The sequence below is a fragment of the Mesorhizobium sp. M0293 genome (assembly GCF_040321735.1).
Taxonomy (GTDB): domain Bacteria; phylum Pseudomonadota; class Alphaproteobacteria; order Rhizobiales; family Rhizobiaceae; genus Mesorhizobium.
This window is the reverse complement of record NZ_JAMYSA010000011.1, coordinates 1-16,595: the sequence shown is the minus strand read 5'-3', so window position 1 is coordinate 16,595 and position 16,595 is coordinate 1. Positions and strand designations below refer to the sequence as shown.

At 63.0% G+C, this 16,595-nt stretch carries 13 protein-coding genes and 1 pseudogene; 6 read left to right on the top strand and 8 right to left on the bottom strand.

The annotated features are described in order from the left end of the window. Positions 1 to 71 precede the first annotated feature (71 nt). The gene (locus NKJ06_RS06815; RefSeq protein WP_352809443.1) at positions 72 to 4,910 is read right to left on the bottom strand and encodes an NAD-glutamate dehydrogenase; all 4,839 of its coding nucleotides are present in this window, start codon (positions 4,908 to 4,910) and stop codon (positions 72 to 74) included. A 135-nt stretch (positions 4,911 to 5,045) separates the two neighbouring features. On the opposite strand from NKJ06_RS06815, the gene NKJ06_RS06810 reads away from it, so the two are divergent. Both NKJ06_RS06810 and NKJ06_RS06805 read left to right on the top strand, forming a co-directional pair. Continuing rightward, on the top strand, positions 5,046 to 5,609 hold the full coding sequence (locus tag NKJ06_RS06810; RefSeq protein WP_352632921.1) for a peroxidase-related enzyme: 564 nt from the start codon (positions 5,046 to 5,048) through the stop codon (positions 5,607 to 5,609). A gap of 136 nt (positions 5,610 to 5,745) precedes the next feature. After that, on the top strand, positions 5,746 to 6,069 hold the full coding sequence (locus tag NKJ06_RS06805) for a YciI family protein (RefSeq protein WP_352632922.1): 324 nt from the start codon (positions 5,746 to 5,748) through the stop codon (positions 6,067 to 6,069). Positions 6,070 to 6,073: 4 nt separating this feature from the next. Here NKJ06_RS06805 and NKJ06_RS06800 read toward each other — a convergent pair. Beyond that, a pseudogene (locus NKJ06_RS06800) lies at positions 6,074 to 6,687 on the bottom strand (LysE family translocator). Positions 6,688 to 7,084: 397 nt separating this feature from the next. On the opposite strand from NKJ06_RS06800, the gene NKJ06_RS06795 reads away from it, so the two are divergent. Next, a complete protein-coding gene (locus tag NKJ06_RS06795) occupies positions 7,085 to 7,714 on the top strand; it encodes a DUF1062 domain-containing protein (protein WP_352809441.1) in 630 nt (209 codons plus the stop codon). A gap of 57 nt (positions 7,715 to 7,771) precedes the next feature. On the opposite strand, the gene typA is transcribed toward NKJ06_RS06795, so the two are convergent. After that, positions 7,772 to 9,601 carry a translational GTPase TypA gene (gene typA, locus NKJ06_RS06790; RefSeq protein WP_352632924.1) on the bottom strand — a complete coding sequence of 610 codons (1,830 nt, stop codon included), beginning with the start codon at positions 9,599 to 9,601 and terminating at the stop codon, positions 7,772 to 7,774. Between the two features lie 198 nt (positions 9,602 to 9,799). On the opposite strand from typA, the gene NKJ06_RS06785 reads away from it, so the two are divergent. Next, positions 9,800 to 10,081, top strand: a complete 282-nt coding sequence (locus NKJ06_RS06785; protein WP_352632925.1) for a hypothetical protein — start codon at positions 9,800 to 9,802, stop codon at positions 10,079 to 10,081. A gap of 62 nt (positions 10,082 to 10,143) precedes the next feature. Here NKJ06_RS06785 and NKJ06_RS06780 read toward each other — a convergent pair whose 3' ends face one another. After that, entirely contained in the window at positions 10,144 to 11,718 is a 1,575-nt protein-coding gene (locus NKJ06_RS06780) for an alkaline phosphatase D family protein (protein WP_352809438.1), read from the bottom strand. Positions 11,719 to 11,988: 270 nt separating this feature from the next. Beyond that, a complete protein-coding gene (locus NKJ06_RS06775; RefSeq protein WP_352632927.1) occupies positions 11,989 to 13,272 on the bottom strand; it encodes an MFS transporter in 1,284 nt (427 codons plus the stop codon). Between the two features lie 73 nt (positions 13,273 to 13,345). Here NKJ06_RS06775 and NKJ06_RS06770 point away from each other — a divergent pair, with 73 nt between their 5' ends. Both NKJ06_RS06770 and NKJ06_RS06765 read left to right on the top strand, forming a co-directional pair. After that, positions 13,346 to 13,963: a TetR/AcrR family transcriptional regulator gene (locus NKJ06_RS06770; RefSeq protein ID WP_352632928.1), complete on the top strand. Its 618-nt coding sequence runs from the start codon at positions 13,346 to 13,348 to the stop codon at positions 13,961 to 13,963. 45 nt (positions 13,964 to 14,008) lie between these two features. Beyond that, positions 14,009 to 14,602, top strand: a complete 594-nt coding sequence (locus NKJ06_RS06765) for a hypothetical protein (protein WP_352632929.1) — start codon at positions 14,009 to 14,011, stop codon at positions 14,600 to 14,602. A gap of 9 nt (positions 14,603 to 14,611) precedes the next feature. Here the strand turns inward: NKJ06_RS06765 and ppa are convergent, their stop codons facing one another. From ppa to NKJ06_RS06750, 3 genes are all read right to left on the bottom strand, one after another. Further along, positions 14,612 to 15,145, bottom strand: coding sequence for an inorganic diphosphatase (gene ppa / locus NKJ06_RS06760; RefSeq protein WP_258590510.1), 534 nt, complete (start codon positions 15,143 to 15,145; stop codon positions 14,612 to 14,614). Positions 15,146 to 15,253: 108 nt separating this feature from the next. Beyond that, on the bottom strand, positions 15,254 to 15,760 hold the full coding sequence (locus NKJ06_RS06755; RefSeq protein ID WP_056586049.1) for a GNAT family N-acetyltransferase: 507 nt from the start codon (positions 15,758 to 15,760) through the stop codon (positions 15,254 to 15,256). Positions 15,761 to 15,878: 118 nt separating this feature from the next. Beyond that, positions 15,879 to 16,517, bottom strand: coding sequence for a TPM domain-containing protein (locus NKJ06_RS06750; RefSeq protein ID WP_352632930.1), 639 nt, complete (start codon positions 16,515 to 16,517; stop codon positions 15,879 to 15,881). Positions 16,518 to 16,595: the final 78 nt, after the last annotated feature.

The window sequence follows — 16,595 nt, the reverse complement described above, 5'->3', positions numbered from 1 at the left end:
AAACGACCACGATTGGCGCAGCTTATCAGCCGGCTGAACGGGCAGCGCCAACCGCGCCAAACGAATCTCGCTCACATCCCCGTCAGATCACTCATCAGCCCGGAAGCGACCGATAGCCGCGACACGGTGATGTCGCCGCCCTCGGTGAGCGCCTGCAGCCGGTCGCGGATGCGCGCCACTCGTTCGCCACCGGCTTCCAGCCAGGCCGCTACCGGATCGGCCGTCTTGGCGTGGCCGGTGAGCGCCGCCACAGCGATGCCGCGCCGTGCGGCGCCGATCATGTCGGTGGCGCGCGAAAGCGCCAGCTGGTCGTAATAGTCCGATGGCGTGATCGAGCGTGCAGCATCCTCGACACGCGGGATACGGAAGGCATCGCTGACCGCGAAGAACGCCCTGGCCGCCACGACGATGTCGGCGCCGGCCGTACGCGCCGTCAGCGCGATGTCGGGGATCAGTTCCGCCACCTCGCTCAGCGCCAGCTGCCCGGCCAGCCGTTCCGGCGCACCGCTCTTGAACAGCCCGTGGCGCTTCTCCTCGATCCGCTCGCGCGAGAAAGCCGGCAGCAGCGAAACGAGCTTGGGCTCCAGCGCCTTGCGGGCTTCCAGCAGCTCAGTGATGCGCTGGCCAAGCGGTGCCGTGCCGGTGTCGTTCTTCAGATACCACCCGCTCGTCACATAGATCAGCCGGCTGACCATCTGATAGAGATCGAGCTGCACCTGGCCGTCGATCTGATTGTCGAGCGCGTCGATCTCGCGATAGAGCGCCGGCAAGGCAAAACCATCGCGCACTACCGCGAAGGTCCGCACCACGTCGGCGGCGGTGCGCCCCGTGGCTTCCTGCAGCCGGTTGACGAAGGACGGGCCGCCGCGATTGACCAGATCGTTGGCGACGACCCGCGTGATGATCTCGCGGCGCAGCCGATGGCCGTGGATCTCGGCGGCGTATTTCTTCGCCATCCGGTCCGGGAAATAGCCCATCAGGTCGCGGTCGAAATGCGCATCGTCCGGCACGTCGCTGGCGACGATGTCGGAAAACAGCACGATCTTGGCATAGGCGAGCAAGACGCCGAGCTCGGCCCTGGTCAGCGGTTCGCCGCGCGCTTCGCGATCGGCAAGCGCTGCCGGCGACGGTAGTGTCTCGACGGCGCGGTCGAGCAGGCCCCGCGCCTCCAGCGCCGTCATGAAACGGCTCTGATGCGCGATGTCGGCGAGGCCGCGCTTGCGGGCGATCGAAAGCGCCAGCGTCTGCTGGTAGTTGTTGGACAGGACGAGCGAGCCGACCTCGTCGGTCATCTCGGCCAGCAGCTTGTTACGTGCCGGGCGCGTCAACGATCCCTTGCGCATGGCGGACGCCAGCGCGATCTTGATGTTGACCTCGACGTCGGAGCAGTTGACGCCGCCGGAATTGTCGATGGCGTCGGAATTGCAGCGGCCGCCATTCATGCCGAACTCGATGCGCGCGCGCTGCGTGACGCCGAGATTGGCGCCCTCGCCGATCACCTTGGCGCGCACCTCCAGCGCGGTGATGCGGATGGCATCATTGGCGCGGTCGCCGACCTCGGCATTGGTCTCGTTCGAAGCCCGCAAATATGTGCCGATGCCGCCGAACCACAGAAGATCGACCGGCGCCTTCAGGATGGCGGTCATGATCTCGACCGGCGTGGCGGTCGTCTTGCCGAGGCCGATCGCTGCTGCCGCTGCCGCCGGCAAGGTGATCGACTTCTGGTTGCGCGAGACGATGATGCCGCCTTCCGACAGTTTGGTCTTGTCGTAGTCCTGCCAGCTCGAGCGGGGGAGAGCGAACATGCGCTCGCGCTCGGACATCGACGCGGCCATGTCCGGATCGGGATCAATGAAGATGTCGCGATGGTCGAAGGCGGCGATCAGCCGGGTCTTCGGCGACAAAAGCATGCCGTTGCCGAACACGTCGCCCGACATGTCGCCGACACCGACGACGGTGAAGGGCGAGGTCTGGATGTCGCGGTTGATCTCGCGGAAATGCCGCTTGACCGCTTCCCAGGCGCCCTTGGCGGTGATGCCCATCTTCTTGTGATCGTAGCCGGCCGAGCCGCCGCTGGCGAAGGCGTCGTCGAGCCAGAAGCCGTGCTTCTCCGAGATCGCATTGGCGGTGTCGGAGAAGGTCGCCGTGCCCTTGTCGGCGGCGACGACGAAATACGGATCGTCCGGGTCGCGGCGCACGACGCCGGCCGGCGGGATGACACCGTCGAGGCCGATATTGTCGGTGATCGACAGCAGGCTGGAGACGAAGTTCTTGTAGGCCGATGTGCCGGCCTCGAAGATCGCATCGCGGCCGGCGCTCATCGGCAGCTTCTTGGGATAGAAGCCGCCCTTGGCGCCGACCGGCACGATGACGGCGTTCTTGACCTGCTGCGCCTTGACCAGGCCGAGCACCTCGGTGCGATAGTCCTGGGCGCGGTCCGACCAGCGCAGGCCGCCGCGCGCCACCGGACCGAAGCGCAGGTGCAGCCCCTCGACCTCGGAACCGTAGACGAAGATCTCCCGCCACGGCCGCGGCGCCGGCAATCCTTCCACCGCATGCGAATCGAGCTTGATCGCCAGCGACTGGCCTTTCTCTTTCGTATCGGCAACGAAATGATTGGTGCGCAGCGAGGCTTCGATCAGATTGAGATAACGCCGGATGATGGTGTCGTCGTCGATATTCGGCACATCTTCCAGCGCGTCCTTGATCTTGGCCTTGAGGTGCTTTGCCGCCACCACGCCTTCTGTCTCGGCCGTTGGGCCAAGCCGGGCGATGAACAGCGCATGCAGGCCGCGCGCGATGTCGGGATAGCGGTTGAGCGCAGCGGCGATGAAATCCTGGCTTTGCGGAATGCCGACCTGCTGCAGATAGCGGCCATAGGCGCGCAGGATGGTGATCTCGCCTGACCACAGGCCGGCGGTCTGGGCAAGGCCGTTATAGCCGTCATTGTCGACGTCGCCGCGCCAGACGGAAAGGAACGCGTCCTCGAACACCGCGCCGCCATCGGCAAGGTCGATCGGCTTGCCGTAGCTGTTCTCCAGCTCCATGTCGTGGATGAAGACCAGGCCGGACTGATCACTACTGATCATGCCGGACTGATCATTACTGATCATGCCGGACTGGTCGTCGCCGACCTCGAAAGTGCGCTCGCTGATGACGCGGAAGCCGATGTTTTCCAGCACAGGCACCCGCCGCGACAACGCCACCGGGCTGCCGTGGTGATAGATCTTCAGCGAAGCCTGGTGCGGCTTCTGCTCGGCATGACGATAATAGTCGATGGCGATCGGATTATCGGCGCTGATTTTGGCAATGCGCCGAGCATCGGCCAGCGCCACCGCCGCGCTGAACGAATCGCGGTAGCTTTCCGGCAGCCGCGCCGCAATCGCCTTCAACGCCTGGTCGCCGCCACTGGCCTCCGCCGCATCGGAAAGGGCATCTTCCCACGTGCGCACGATGTCCCGGATCGCCGCCTCGATCGTCGCCTGCTCGACCTTCGGCGTCTTGCCGCCGGATCGGCCGATGATGAAATGCACTCGCGCCAGCCCGCCTTCGGGGAAGGCCGGGTAATAGGCCGACAGCCGGCCTTCGAACATGGTTTTCAGATAGAGGCCGATCTTCTCGCGTACCACGCTGTCGTAACGGTCGCGCGGCACGAAGACGAGGATCGAGACGAAACGGTCGAACTGGTCGGCGCGCACCAACGCCCGCACCCGCGGCCGCTCGACCAGGCCGAGAATGGCGGCGGCGTGCTTCCTCAGGATCGGCACCGGCACCTGGAACAACTCGTCGCGCGGATAGCTCTCCAAAACGTTGATCAGCGCCTTGCCGGAGTGATCGTGGCGGTCGAAGCCGGACTTGGCGATGATGGTTTCGGCCTTTGAGCGGAGATAAGGGATCTTCATCACCGAGCGCGTGTAGGCGGTCGAGGTGAACAGGCCAACGATACGCAATTCGCCCGCAAGCGTGCCCTTTGCGGTGTAGGTCTTGACACCGATGTAATCGAGATAGATTCGGCGATGCACGGAAGACTTGGCATTGGCCTTGGTGACGATCAGTGGCTCCGGCCCATGCAGGAAAGCGCGGATTTCCGGCGTTGTCGTCACCGCTTCGGTGCCGCGCCTGAGAACCAGCACATCGGGATCGGCGAGGATGCCGAGGCCGGGCTTGTCGGCGCGTTCCAGATTGCCGCTTTCCTCGCCGCCGGTGTATTTGAATTCGCGCATGCCGAGGAAGGTGAAATTGTCGTCGCGCAGCCACTCGAGGAAGGCGATCGCCTCGGCGACGCTCTTCTTGTCGAGCGGCACGGCCGTATAGCGGAACTCGGAAATCGCCTGATCGAGGCGGGCCAGCATCGGTCTCCAGTCGTTGACTGCGGCATGAACCTGGCCGAGCATCTTGCGCAGCCGCTCGGTCAGTCCGCTCGCCTGCTCCGCGGTCAGCCGCGGGATATGGACATGGATGACGCTCAGCCGGTGGTGATTGCCGTCATCCCTAGCGAAATTGCCGTCGCCGAGGATTTCGTCGACACCGCTCTTGCCGTGACGCACCACGATGACAGGGTGGGTGACAAGAGTCGGTTCGCCTGATGTCTCGGTGACCTCGCCGAGGATGGAATCGAACAGGAAGGGCATGTTGTCGTTGACGACCGTGATGACCGTCATCGGGCGGCCGTCTCGCATGACGCCGGAATCGGCATCGACGGCGACAACGCACTCGCCTTTTTTATGAGCGGCAACAGCCCGGCCGGCGAGATCGGCGGCGCGTTCGAGGTCGGCTACCTCATAAGTGGCGATGTCTTCAGCCGGCGCGCGGGCGAGCAGATAATCGGCGAGCCTGGCTGGCCTTTCCTCCGCTTTTGTCGCTGCCGTGGCTCTTTTCTTCGGCTTGCTCGCGGATTTCACGCTGGCCATCACGCACTTCCCTCCCGTCAATGCTTTTACGACTATGGTAGCAGATGACCGCTGTTTGGCGACAAAGGTTTGACGGCTTGCAAAGAAATATCGGAATTCGGCAACAAGACGTCATCCAACGAGGAGAAATGACCCATGACCGGCAAAATCACCGCGCTTGACCTTGGCCTGAGAGATCAGAGCGAGGCGACAAAAGCCTATTTCGCCAAATGCGAGGAGAAGCTCGGCCTCGTCCCCAACGTGCTGCGCGCCTATGCCTTCGACGACAAAAAGCTGCGTGCCTTCACCGACATGTACAACGATTTGATGCTCGGAGAATCCGGCCTGTCGAAGCTGGAGCGCGAGATGATCGCGGTCGCCGTCTCTTCGATCAACCATTGCTACTATTGCCTGACCGCGCATGGCGCGGCGGTACGCCAGCTGTCCGGCGACCCTGCGCTCGGCGAAATGATGGTGATGAATTTCCGCGCCGCCGATCTTTCGCCCAAGCAGACCACGATGCTCGAATTCGCCGTCAAGTTGACCGAGGAGCCGGCGAAGATCGTCGAGGCCGATCGGGCAGCACTTCGCAAGGCCGGCTTCACCGATCGCGACATCTGGGACATCGCCACGACCACTGCCTTCTTCAACATGTCGAACCGGGTGGCCGCGGCGATCGATATGCGGCCAAACGACGAATATCATGCCATGGCGCGGTGAGGTTGGTGGCGGCAACCCGACTAGGCCTTATATTAGCTGTTTCGCATTCTCGTTGCTTGTTTGCCGGTTTGGTCCGATGATCGGCAGGCGGCATGACCGCATGCCGGTTCGATGCCGCTCACCAAGGGAGGAGAACATGGCGAAGTATCTCTACGTCTATCATGGCTCGGGCAAGATGCCGACCGACGAGGCCGAGCGGAAAGCCGCAATGGACGCCTGGAACGGCTGGTACGGCAAGCTCGGCTCGGCCGTGGTCGACGGCGGCAATCCGGTCGGCATGTCGAAGATGGTGCTGCCCGGCGGCAAGGTCGAGAACAATGGCGGCAGCAATCCGACCGCCGGCTACACCATCGTCGAAGCGAAAGACATCGACGATGCCGTAGCCAAGGCCAAGGATTGCCCGATCCTGATGGACCCGGCCTTCAGCGTCGAGATCGCGCCGATCATCGAGATGATGTGACGGGTTACGACCGCGCCGCGATCGCTGCAGCCGCGCCGGCCATCGTAGTGGCACTGATGCGGTTGGCGATCTTCATGGCGCGCTTGCTCCTGAGGAGCTTGCGCGCCTGTGACGCGGCGAGCACCCAGGCCAGATCGATGGCGACCAGCACCACGGCCATGGTCGCCGTCAGCTCGACCCAGCCGACGACGCTGACCGAAGCGAGGTCGATGATGGTCGGCAGCAGCGCCAGGTAGAACATCATGATCTTGGGATTGCCGAGCGTCACCGCCATCCGGCGAAGAACAGCTTTGCCGGGGAATCCTCGCGCGGCATCTCGCTCTCTTTCGCGTCGACAGGTGCGGTCCACATCTTCCAGGCAAGGTAGGCGAGATAGGCGACGCCGACCCATTTCACGACGACAAAGGCAAAATGGAAGGTTTGCGCCACCACAGCCAGCCCGAACACCGCCAGCGACAGCCAGATGCCCTCGCCGATCCACATGGCGAGCAGGAACGGGAACACGTCGCGAAAACCTTTCGAGATGACGCGCGCGACAAGTGCCGCGATCGATGGGCCGGGCGAGCCGGCGGCAACGAACAAAGCGGCGGCGAAGATCAGGAGCGATGTGAGGTGCATGGGCCAGGATCTCTGTTTGAAAACCGTCGATGTCAGACATTAGCGCAAGTAACTTTGCTGCGGTAGCGCCGACAAGAACAGGCTTGCCCGTCCGGCATCTCGCGGCTAGAAGTGCCGCCGCGAAACAATTTTGAGCTTCACTTTGCCTACGTAACCGCCGGTCTCGTCAACTCCCCCGACACACTGCATGACGCCGCATTCGCGGTGTCTGTTTTCATGTTCACGTGTTCTTCTGGGCGGCGGTTCGAGACCGGTTTGGCACTGCTGAACCGCGTCGCGCGGCTTTTGCCCGTGACACCTGATTTCCAAAAACCGCAGCCTACCGCCACGCCGTGCCCGCATGGGCATCTCGACATCGCCGGCCTGATGAACTTCCCGACGGGAAGGGCTTATCGGCATGTCTGGATTTCTGCGTATCCATTGGGCGATCGCGCCCCAAACCCCACCTCGACCGCTCATCAACTGCAATCGCTGCGGCACCGTCAAGGCCTATTGCAGCAGTGGAAAATTCCGCGTCAACGCCAATGGCAAACGCATCGATGTCTGGCTGATCTATCGCTGCATCGACTGCGACAATTCCTGGAATTTCGGCATTTTCGAGCGCTGCAACCGCCGCGATATCGAACCGGCGCTGCTGCAGGCACTCGAAAGCAACGATCCGGCGCTGGCCCGGTGCCATGCCTTCGATGTCGTCGCACTGCGAAACCGGATCGGGCGTGTCGAGGAGTTTCCCGATGTCGCCGTTCACAAGTGCAGGCTTGGCGGCATAAGGGAGACCGCAACCGCGCTGGAACTCCAGCTTAGGCTCGAAATGTCGACATCCCTGCGACTCGACCGGTTGCTTGCCAGCGAACTCGGCATCTCGCGATCACGGCTTCAGGCGCTGGACGAGCGGCGACTGCTGATCGTCGTTGCCGACAGTGCCAACGCCTTGCGCAAGCCGATCCGCCAGGGAATGACGATCCGCATAGATCTGGCCGGTGAGGTCGACCAGGACGACATTATCTCGGCTGCCGGTGGTGAATGAAAAGAGTGCGGAGCAATTGGTTTGCGTCGCCCTCTCAGCTGTTGGAAATAGAGAAGATTACGCGGCGCCGACCGCCTTGGCCGACTTTTCGAAGCGCTTGCGCTCGTTCGGGTCGAGATAAAGCTTGCGCAGCCGGATGGTCTTCGGCGTGACTTCGACCAGCTCGTCGTCCTGGATCCAGGCCAGTGCGCGTTCCAGAGTCATGCGGATCGGCGGCGTCAGCTTCACCGCCTCATCCTTGCCGGCAGCGCGGATGTTGGTCAGCTTCTTGCCCTTGAGCACATTCACTTCGAGATCGTTGTCGCGGCTGTGGATGCCGATGATCATGCCCTGATAGACCTTGACGCCGGGGTCGATGACCATCGGGCCGCGGTCTTCCAGGTTCCACATGGCGTAGGCCACCGCCTCGCCTTGCTCGTTGGAGATCAGAACGCCGTTGGTACGGCCCGGCAGCTCGCCCTTGTAAGGCTCGTAGGCATGGAACAGCCGGTTCATCACGGCGGTGCCGCGCGTATCGGTCAACAGTTCCGACTGGTAGCCGATCAGGCCGCGCGTCGGCGCGTGGAAGACGATGCGCTGGCGGTTGCCGCCGGATGGGCGCAGCTCCACCATCTCCGCTTTGCGCTCCGACATCTTCTGCACGACGATGCCGGCATGCTCCTCGTCGACGTCGATAACGACTTCCTCGATGGGTTCCTGCAACTCGCCGTTCTCGCCCTTCTGCATGACGACGCGCGGACGCGACACGGCGATCTCAAAACCTTCGCGGCGCATCGTCTCGATCAGCACGGCCAGCTGCAATTCGCCGCGGCCGGAGACGAAGAACGAATCCTTGTCGGGCGATTCCTCGATCTTCAGCGCGACATTGCCCTCGGCCTCGCGCAGCAGGCGGTCGCGGATGACGCGGCTGGTCACCTTGTCGCCTTCCGTGCCGGCCAGCGGACTGTCGTTGACGAGGAAGGACATGGTCACGGTCGGCGGATCGATCGGCTGCGCATGCAGCGGCTCGCTCACCGCCGGATCGCAGAACGTGTCGGCGACGGTGCCTTTCGAGAGACCGGCAATGGCGACGATGTCGCCCGCCTGGGCTTCATCGATCGGCTGGCGCTCGAGGCCGCGGAAGGCGAGGATCTTGGAGATACGGCCGGTTTCGACCAGAGTACCGTCATGGTGCAGCACCTTGACCGGCTGGTTGGACTTCAGCGTACCCGATTCGATACGGCCGGTGATGATGCGGCCGAGGAACGGATTGGCTTCCAGGATGGTGCCGATCATGCGGAACGGGCCGGGATGCACGGTCGGCGCCGGCACATGCTTGATGACGAGGTCGAACAGCGGCGCCAACTGCTGGTCCTTCGGCCCTTCCGGGTTCTCCGAAACCCAGCCATCACGGCCCGAACCGTACAGAATCGGGAAGTCGAGCTGCTCATCGGTGGCGTCGAGGGCGGCGAACAGGTCGAACACCTCGTTGACCACTTCGACATGGCGGGCGTCCGGACGGTCGATCTTGTTGATGACCACGATCGGCTTCAGGCCGACCTTGAGCGCCTTGCCTACGACGAATTTGGTCTGCGGCATCGGCCCTTCGGCGGCGTCGACCAGCACGATGGCCGAATCCACCATCGACAGGATGCGTTCAACCTCGCCGCCGAAATCGGCGTGGCCGGGGGTATCGACGATATTGATGCGGGTATCCTTCCAGTCGACCGAGGTCGCCTTGGCCAGGATGGTGATGCCGCGTTCCTTTTCGAGGTCGTTGGAATCCATGGCGCGTTCTGCGACCCGCTGGTTGTCGCGGAAGGAGCCGGATTGCTTCAAAAGCTGATCGACAAGGGTGGTCTTTCCATGGTCGACGTGCGCGATGATCGCGATATTACGGATTTTCATGTTCTGGGTCTCGGGAGCGTTGCAGGCAGCAGGCCAAAAGGCGCTGCCTCTTTCGGTTGGGCGGCTCATACAGGGTTTTTCGCAATTGCGAAAGAGGAGGCGCGATACCAAATACTCATCAAATCTTAAGCATCTGCGTGTGAGATGATTTTGTTAACCAAGGCGGGAACCTTTCAGGGCCCGGGCAGTTCGAACGTCATGACCGATAAACTCAACCGATTTTGGCCGCTTATCGCGTCCGCTGCCTTTGCAATCCTGCTGGCGGCCAATGCCGCGCAGTCCGCCGCGACGCTGCGCGAAGCGCGCCCCGTTGCGCAGTCCGGCATCCAGACAGCCGAGCAGGTCTTCGCCGACGCACCCGACGGCGTCGACCCGATGGTGACCGGCCCGGTCAGCGCCTCTTTCAAGCAAAGACAGGACAGCGCCAACTGCGACAGCGCCGTCTGGCCGAACATTCCAATGGTCTGCTACCCGGACTAAGGCGGCGCTTTACCCCCGCCCGTCTCGCCAGCTTCGCTTTGCGAAGCCGGCGAAAAGTGCGTTTACGCCGACCGCACCGGGTCGAGCGTCACCTTGTAGAGTTCATTGTCGTCGCGATCCATCAGCCGCACGGTCATCTGCTCGCTGGCGCCTGAAATATCGACCAGCCCGAAGAATTGCAGGCCCGCCGATGGCGGCAGGTTCTGACCCTGTTCGGCAGTCGGCGCCTTGATGAACTTCAGTTCCGGCCCGAAGGTCATGTCGAAATCGTTGGGGCCGAACGTGCCGGCATGGATCGGGCCCGACACGAATTCCCAGAACGGATTGAAATCCTGGAACTGAGCCTTGTCCGGGTTGTAGTGGTGAGCGGCCGTGTAATGCACGTCGGCGGTTAGCCAGACGGTGTTGCTGATGCCGGCATTCTTGATGAAGCGCAGCAGGTCGGCGATCTCAAATTCGCGTCCCTTTGGCAAGCCATTATCGCCATTGCTGACTGCCTCGGCGCCAACTTTCTTGGCGCCGTCGTCCCAGACGACCAGGCCGAGCGGCATGTCGGCAGCGATGATTTTCCAGGTCGCCTTCGAATTTGCCAGTTCGCGCTTCAGCCATTTCGTCTGCTGTTCGCCGAGAATGCGCGATTGCGGCGTCATCTCATCCTGCATGTCCGGACCATTGGGGCCGCGATAGGACCGCATGTCGAGGAAGAACACGTCGAGCAGCGGCCCGTAGGCGATCTTGCGATAGACGCGGCCGGGCTCGGACGGTTCGTAGCGGATCGTCGTCATTTCATGGAAGGCGCGCGCCGCACGGGCCGCCAGCACGTGGATGGATTTCTCCGTGTAGCGATTGTCGGCGCTGAGATCCTTCGAATCCGACCAATTGTTGAGCACTTCGTGGTCGTCCCACTGGTAGAAGGTCGGGCAGATGGCACTCAGGCCGAGCACGTTCCTGTCCATCATGTTGTATTTCCACTGGTCCCGGTACTCGTCCAATGTCTCGGCGACCTTGCGCTTGCCGTCGATCAGCACGACGTTCTTCCACTTGCCGCCGCCGGGCAGGTCGACCTCGTCCTTCATGGCGCCGTCGGCGTAGATGGTGTCGCCTGAATGCAGGAAGAAGTCGGGCGTATGCTTGCCGATCGTGGCGTAGGTCTTCATGCCGGTCTCGTCGATGCCCCAGCCCTGGCCGGCGGTGTCGCCCGACCAGGCAAATCGGATGTCGCGCTTCGAGGCCGGCGCCGTCCTGAAGCGGCCGATGATCGGCTCGGAAACGGCGTTGATGTCGGCGAGATCGGCTGATGTCATGCGGTAGAAGATGTCCTGATCGGAAGCGAGGTCGGTAAGCAGCCGCTTGACGGTGTAGTCGCTGGCCGGCGACGTATCGAGCGGCGCCAGGCGCGTCGCATTGGCGAAATTCTCCGTCGACGACACTTCGAACATGACGCGCGACGGGCGGTCGGTGCGCGTCCACACCATGCCGCTAGTGGCGTCGACATCGCCCGACTGGACGCCATGGGTGAAGGCTGGCCGCTGATTGGCGCGCGAATAGTATGGCAGCGCCAAGCTCGAGACCCCGGCCAGGCCAACGGCGCTGGCGGACGTGACGAAGGCGCGGCGGGTCATCGAGAGCTTGTTCATGGCTGTCTCCTGGGTGGCTTGAACGGTGCCACCAAGGTCCAGCGTCAATGTTTCAGGCGCATCTCGGGATGATGAAGGTTTGATAACAGTGAACAGGGTGATCTCCCCCCTTGAGGGGGAGATGTCGCCGAAGGCGACAGAGGGGTCGCCTCGCATGGAGCGCCGACCTCCATCTGCACCAGGAGGCCGAGCCCGGTCGGACCGACCTCCTCTGGCCGCTTCGCGGCCATCTCCCTCTCAAGGGGGGAGATTAGCGCTCCGCCGTCGCAGCTACGCCGCCTGCGGCTCCGGATCGAAAGCCGGCCGGCTGGTGTTGATCAGCAGCGAGATACAGGCGGCGGCAATCGCCGTCATGCCGGCAATCAGGAAGGCCAGTTCGTAATTGCCCTGCAACTCGCGCATGGTGCCGCCGAAAGCGGCGGCGGTGGCCGCGCCGATCTGGTGACCGGCGACGATCCAGCCGAACACGATCGGTCCGCTGCGGTCGCCGAACGCCTCATTGGCGAGCCTCAGCGTCGGCGGCACGGTGGCGATCCAGTCGAGGCCGTAGAGCACGGCGAAGATGATCAGGCTGGTCGCCGAGAAGCCGGAATAGGGCAGATAGATCAGCGACAGGCCGCGAATGCCGTAATAGACGCCAAGCAGCTTGCGCGGATCGTAGCGGTCGGTGAGCCAGCCCGACAGCGTCGTACCGATCAGGTCGAAAATGCCCATCATCGACAGCAGGCCGGCGGCCTGAACCTCGCCGATGCCCATGTCGCCGCAGAAGGCGATCAGATGGGTACCGACCAGACCGTTGGTGGTGAAGCCGCAGACGAAGAAGGTGGCGAACAGGTACCAGAACACCCTTGTGCCGGCGGCACGGCGCAGCGTGTTGAGCGTATGCGCGAGGAAATTGCCTTGCGACGCAGGCGATGTCGGCGGCACGTCGTCGGCCTCGGCGCCGTAGCGCACCATGCCGATCGAAGCCGGACGCTCCGGCACCAGCAGCCAGACCAGCGGTATCAGAGCCGCGGTGGCGATCGCGACCGCTATGACGACCGGCTGCCAGCCACCGGACTGCGCCAGAGCAGCGATCATCGGCAGGAACACCAGCATGCCAGAGGCGCTTGAGGCCGACATCAATCCCATGACAAGGCCGCGATTGGTCTTGAACCAGCGATTGACGATGGTGGCGCCGAGCACGCTGGCGACAGCGCCGGAACCAATGCCCGAGAACACGCCCCAGGTGATGAACAGATGCCAGGGCTTGGTCATCAGCAGGCTGAGCGCGGTTGAGCCCGACATCACCACCAGCGAGGCGAGCAGCGTGCGACGCAGCCCGACGCGCTCCATCAGGGCTGCGGCAAATGGACCGGTGAGACCGTAGAGCAGGATGCCGACACCGGCGGCCAGCGAGATGACGTCGCGCCGCCAGCCGAAACTGTTCTCCAGCGGCAGCATCATGACCGCGGGCGCGGACCGCAGGCCGGCCGCGACCAGCAGGCAGAGGAAGATGACGCCAACCACGACGAAGGCGTAGCGCTGGCCAAAGGGACGGGATTGAGTTATCATGTTACTGACCGGTACGTTGCAGGGTGGGAACCTGTATCGTACCGATCGGTAACATTGTCAATCGAGTCACACGATGCCAACGGACAAAAATATTGATCTGACCATCAGGCGTGGTCATGCATCGGCGCCGCCGAAGGCCGCCAAGAAGATCCTCGATGTGGCCTATGATTTGTTCTACCGGCGCGGCATCAGGGCGATCGGCGTCGACGAGATCGTCAAACGCGCCGGTGTCACCAAGCCCAGCCTCTATCGTAGCTTTCCGTCCAAGGATGAGTTGGCCGCTTCCTATCTCAGGCAATACGATCTTGAATACTGGGAGCGTTTCGATGAGGCGGTCGCCGCTCATCCCGGCGACCCGCGCGCGCAGATCAAGGCTTTCCTGACCCGTATCGGCAAGCGCACGCAAGTGGCGGACTATCGCGGCTGCGGCATGACCAACGCAGCGGTCGAATATCCCGACCACAGCCATCCGGCCCGCGTCGTCAGCGAGGCCAACAAGCAGGAATTGCGCCGCCGCCTGCGCGCCATGGCGGTTGCGATGGGTGCGCAAGACCCTGACACGCTCGGCGACGGCCTGCTGCTCCTGATCGAAGGCGCCTATATCAGCGGCCAGCTGTTCGGGCTTGGCGGCCCGGCGCAAGCGGTCGCCCGCAACGCCGATCTGTTGATCGAAGCCAGCTTGAAGAAATAGCGGCAGGCGATACGCTAGGACAGCCTCCAACGGAGATGTCCCGCGATGCGTAGCCTGCTGATTTCGCTCACCCTCGCCGGCTTCTGCCAGGCTGCACACGCCGACGGCATTGCAAGCGCCTATACCGATCTCGACTCGAAGAAGGATTGCGTGACCTATGCGCAGGCCGAAGAAGGCGACGGCGACTGGGCCGAACTCGCCTGTTCGGGTTATCGCGGCTATCCCGTGCTGATCGCCTATGACGATGCCCGTGAATCGCTGTTTTACGGTTTTCCGCCCGGCGGCGACATGACAACGGTCTGGGAAAGCTTTTCCGGTTTCAATTCATCCGGAGCCAAGATCGAATGGCGCATCGAGACCAAGGGCGAGACGGCGGTGCCCTTTGCCGCCATCCACCGCCGCTCGATCAGCAACCCGGACGACGAAAAAAAGCCGACCGACGTGCTGCTCGTCGCCAAGGTCGGCCAGATGGGCGCCCGCGACGGCTGCACGGTCGGCCTGGTGCTGGCCACCGGCAATCCCGCCGCCAACGACCAGGCGCGCAAGCTTGCCGACGACAAGGCGCGAACCTTCGCCTGCGGCAAGGACAGGCACACCGTCATCGGCAAGGTGCCGGCTTTCGGCCGGGTCGACAACTGACCGGTCGGGCTACTTGCTCTTCTTCGCCCGCTCGATGGCGTCGACGATCATCTTCTTGGCATATTTGGAATCGTGCCAGCCTTCGATCTTGACCCATTTGCCGGGCTCGAGATCCTTGTAGTGCTCGAAGAAGTGCTGCACCTGCTGGCGCGTGATATCGGGCAGATGGGTGTATTCGGTGACGTTTTCGTAGCGCAGCGTCAGTTTTGGTGACGGCACGGCGATCACCTTCTCGTCCTGGCCGGCATTGTCTTCCATCACCAGCACGCCGATCGGCCTGACGTTGATGACGCAGCCGGGCACCAGCGCGCGCGTGTTGCAGACCAGCACGTCGATCGGATCGCCGTCACCCGACAGCGTATGCGGCACGAAGCCGTAATTGCCGGGGTAGCGCATCGAGGTGTGCAGGAAGCGGTCGACGAACAGTGTGCCGGCCTCCTTGTCCATCTCGTACTTGATCGGCTCACCGCCGATCGGCACCTCGATGATGACGTTGATGTCCTCCGGCGGATTCTTTCCGATGGCTATGGCTTCAATGCGCATGGCTTTGTCCCTCTTTTGATGAGAGATCGATAGCGGGCGGCGCGCCATGGTGCAATGCGGCGAATGGTGCTGGGTGTGATAAGACGCGGCGGCCGAAAAGCCGGGCTGTCATTCCCAGACGAAAGCGACCTTCTTCAGCGCCTTCTGCTCGAAGATCTCGACGCCCTCGGCGACATCGCGGCCGCCGGCGCCGGCATAGAAGGCAAGCGCGTTCTGGTTGTCTTCCAGCGCCCAAACCACCATGCCTTTCAGCCCATGATCGGCCAGACGCGCCCTGGCCGCCGCGAACAGCCGGCTGCCAAGCCCGATGCCCTGATATTCCGGCCGCAGGTACAATTCGTAGATTTCGCCCTGCTGGCGCAGTTCGCGGGCACGGTTCTTGCCGATCGTCGCATAGCCGGCGATCTTGCCGCCGATTTCGACCACCAGAACGGTAGCGGCGCGGCGAATCGCATTCGCCCACCAGTCGGCGCCGCGACGGTTGATCATCGATGTCAGGGTACGGTGCGGAATGATGCCGGAATAAGCGCCGCGCCAAGCCTCCAGATGCACCTCGGCGATGGCACTGGCATCGCGCGGGTCAGCTTTTCTGATGTCGATGGTCAGCGTATTCATGATTTGTTAACCATAAACCCGCATCGCCCGATTGCAAGAGTCCGGGCGGCCCGGCGCCGGCTTTCTCACAGGCGATCATCGCATCGGTGAGGCGCCTTCGAAATCTCTCTGGAAGAACTCAGATTTCGACCAGATGGTCGTCCAGTTCGTTGCTGTCACCCGCCGTGACCGGGAAATGCTCGGCAAGCACCGCGCCCACCTGCTCGATCGCCTTGACGAAGCCGTCGGCAAGCCGATCATTGCCGGCATGTGCGGTGAGATCGCGCACGACGCCATCCCAGACATGCTGGCCGACCTTGGCATCGATGCCCGAATCGGCGACCACTTCGGCATAGCGTTCGGCGATCGAGACGAAGACCAGCACGCCGGTGCGCGCCGTGGTGCGGTGGACGTTGCGGGCGAGGAATTGCTTGATCGCATTGGCATGCGCCGCCTGGTAACGCAGCCGCCTCGGCACAAGATGGATGCGCAGGCCGGGCATCGCCCACAACAGGGCCAGCACGCAGGCCAGCGCCAGGAGCTGGGCGAGGACGAAATGCGGCAGCCGGATCGACAGCCACCATGCCTCCAGCCCATAGCCGACGGCCAGACTGACGATCAGCATGCCCACGGTCGCCATGAAGGCGGCCGGGAAGAAATAGCCGTCGCTGGCATGCGCCACGACGCAGTAGATCTCGCCGTCGGTTTTCGATTCGGCGGTGCGGATCGCGGTGGCGATGCGCTCATGATCCTGCGGGCTGATTGGTCGTGTTGCCATGATTTGTCTCACCAGCTTCCTGAAGAACCGCCACCACCGGATGAACCGCCGCCGCCGGAAAAACCGCCACCGCTGCTT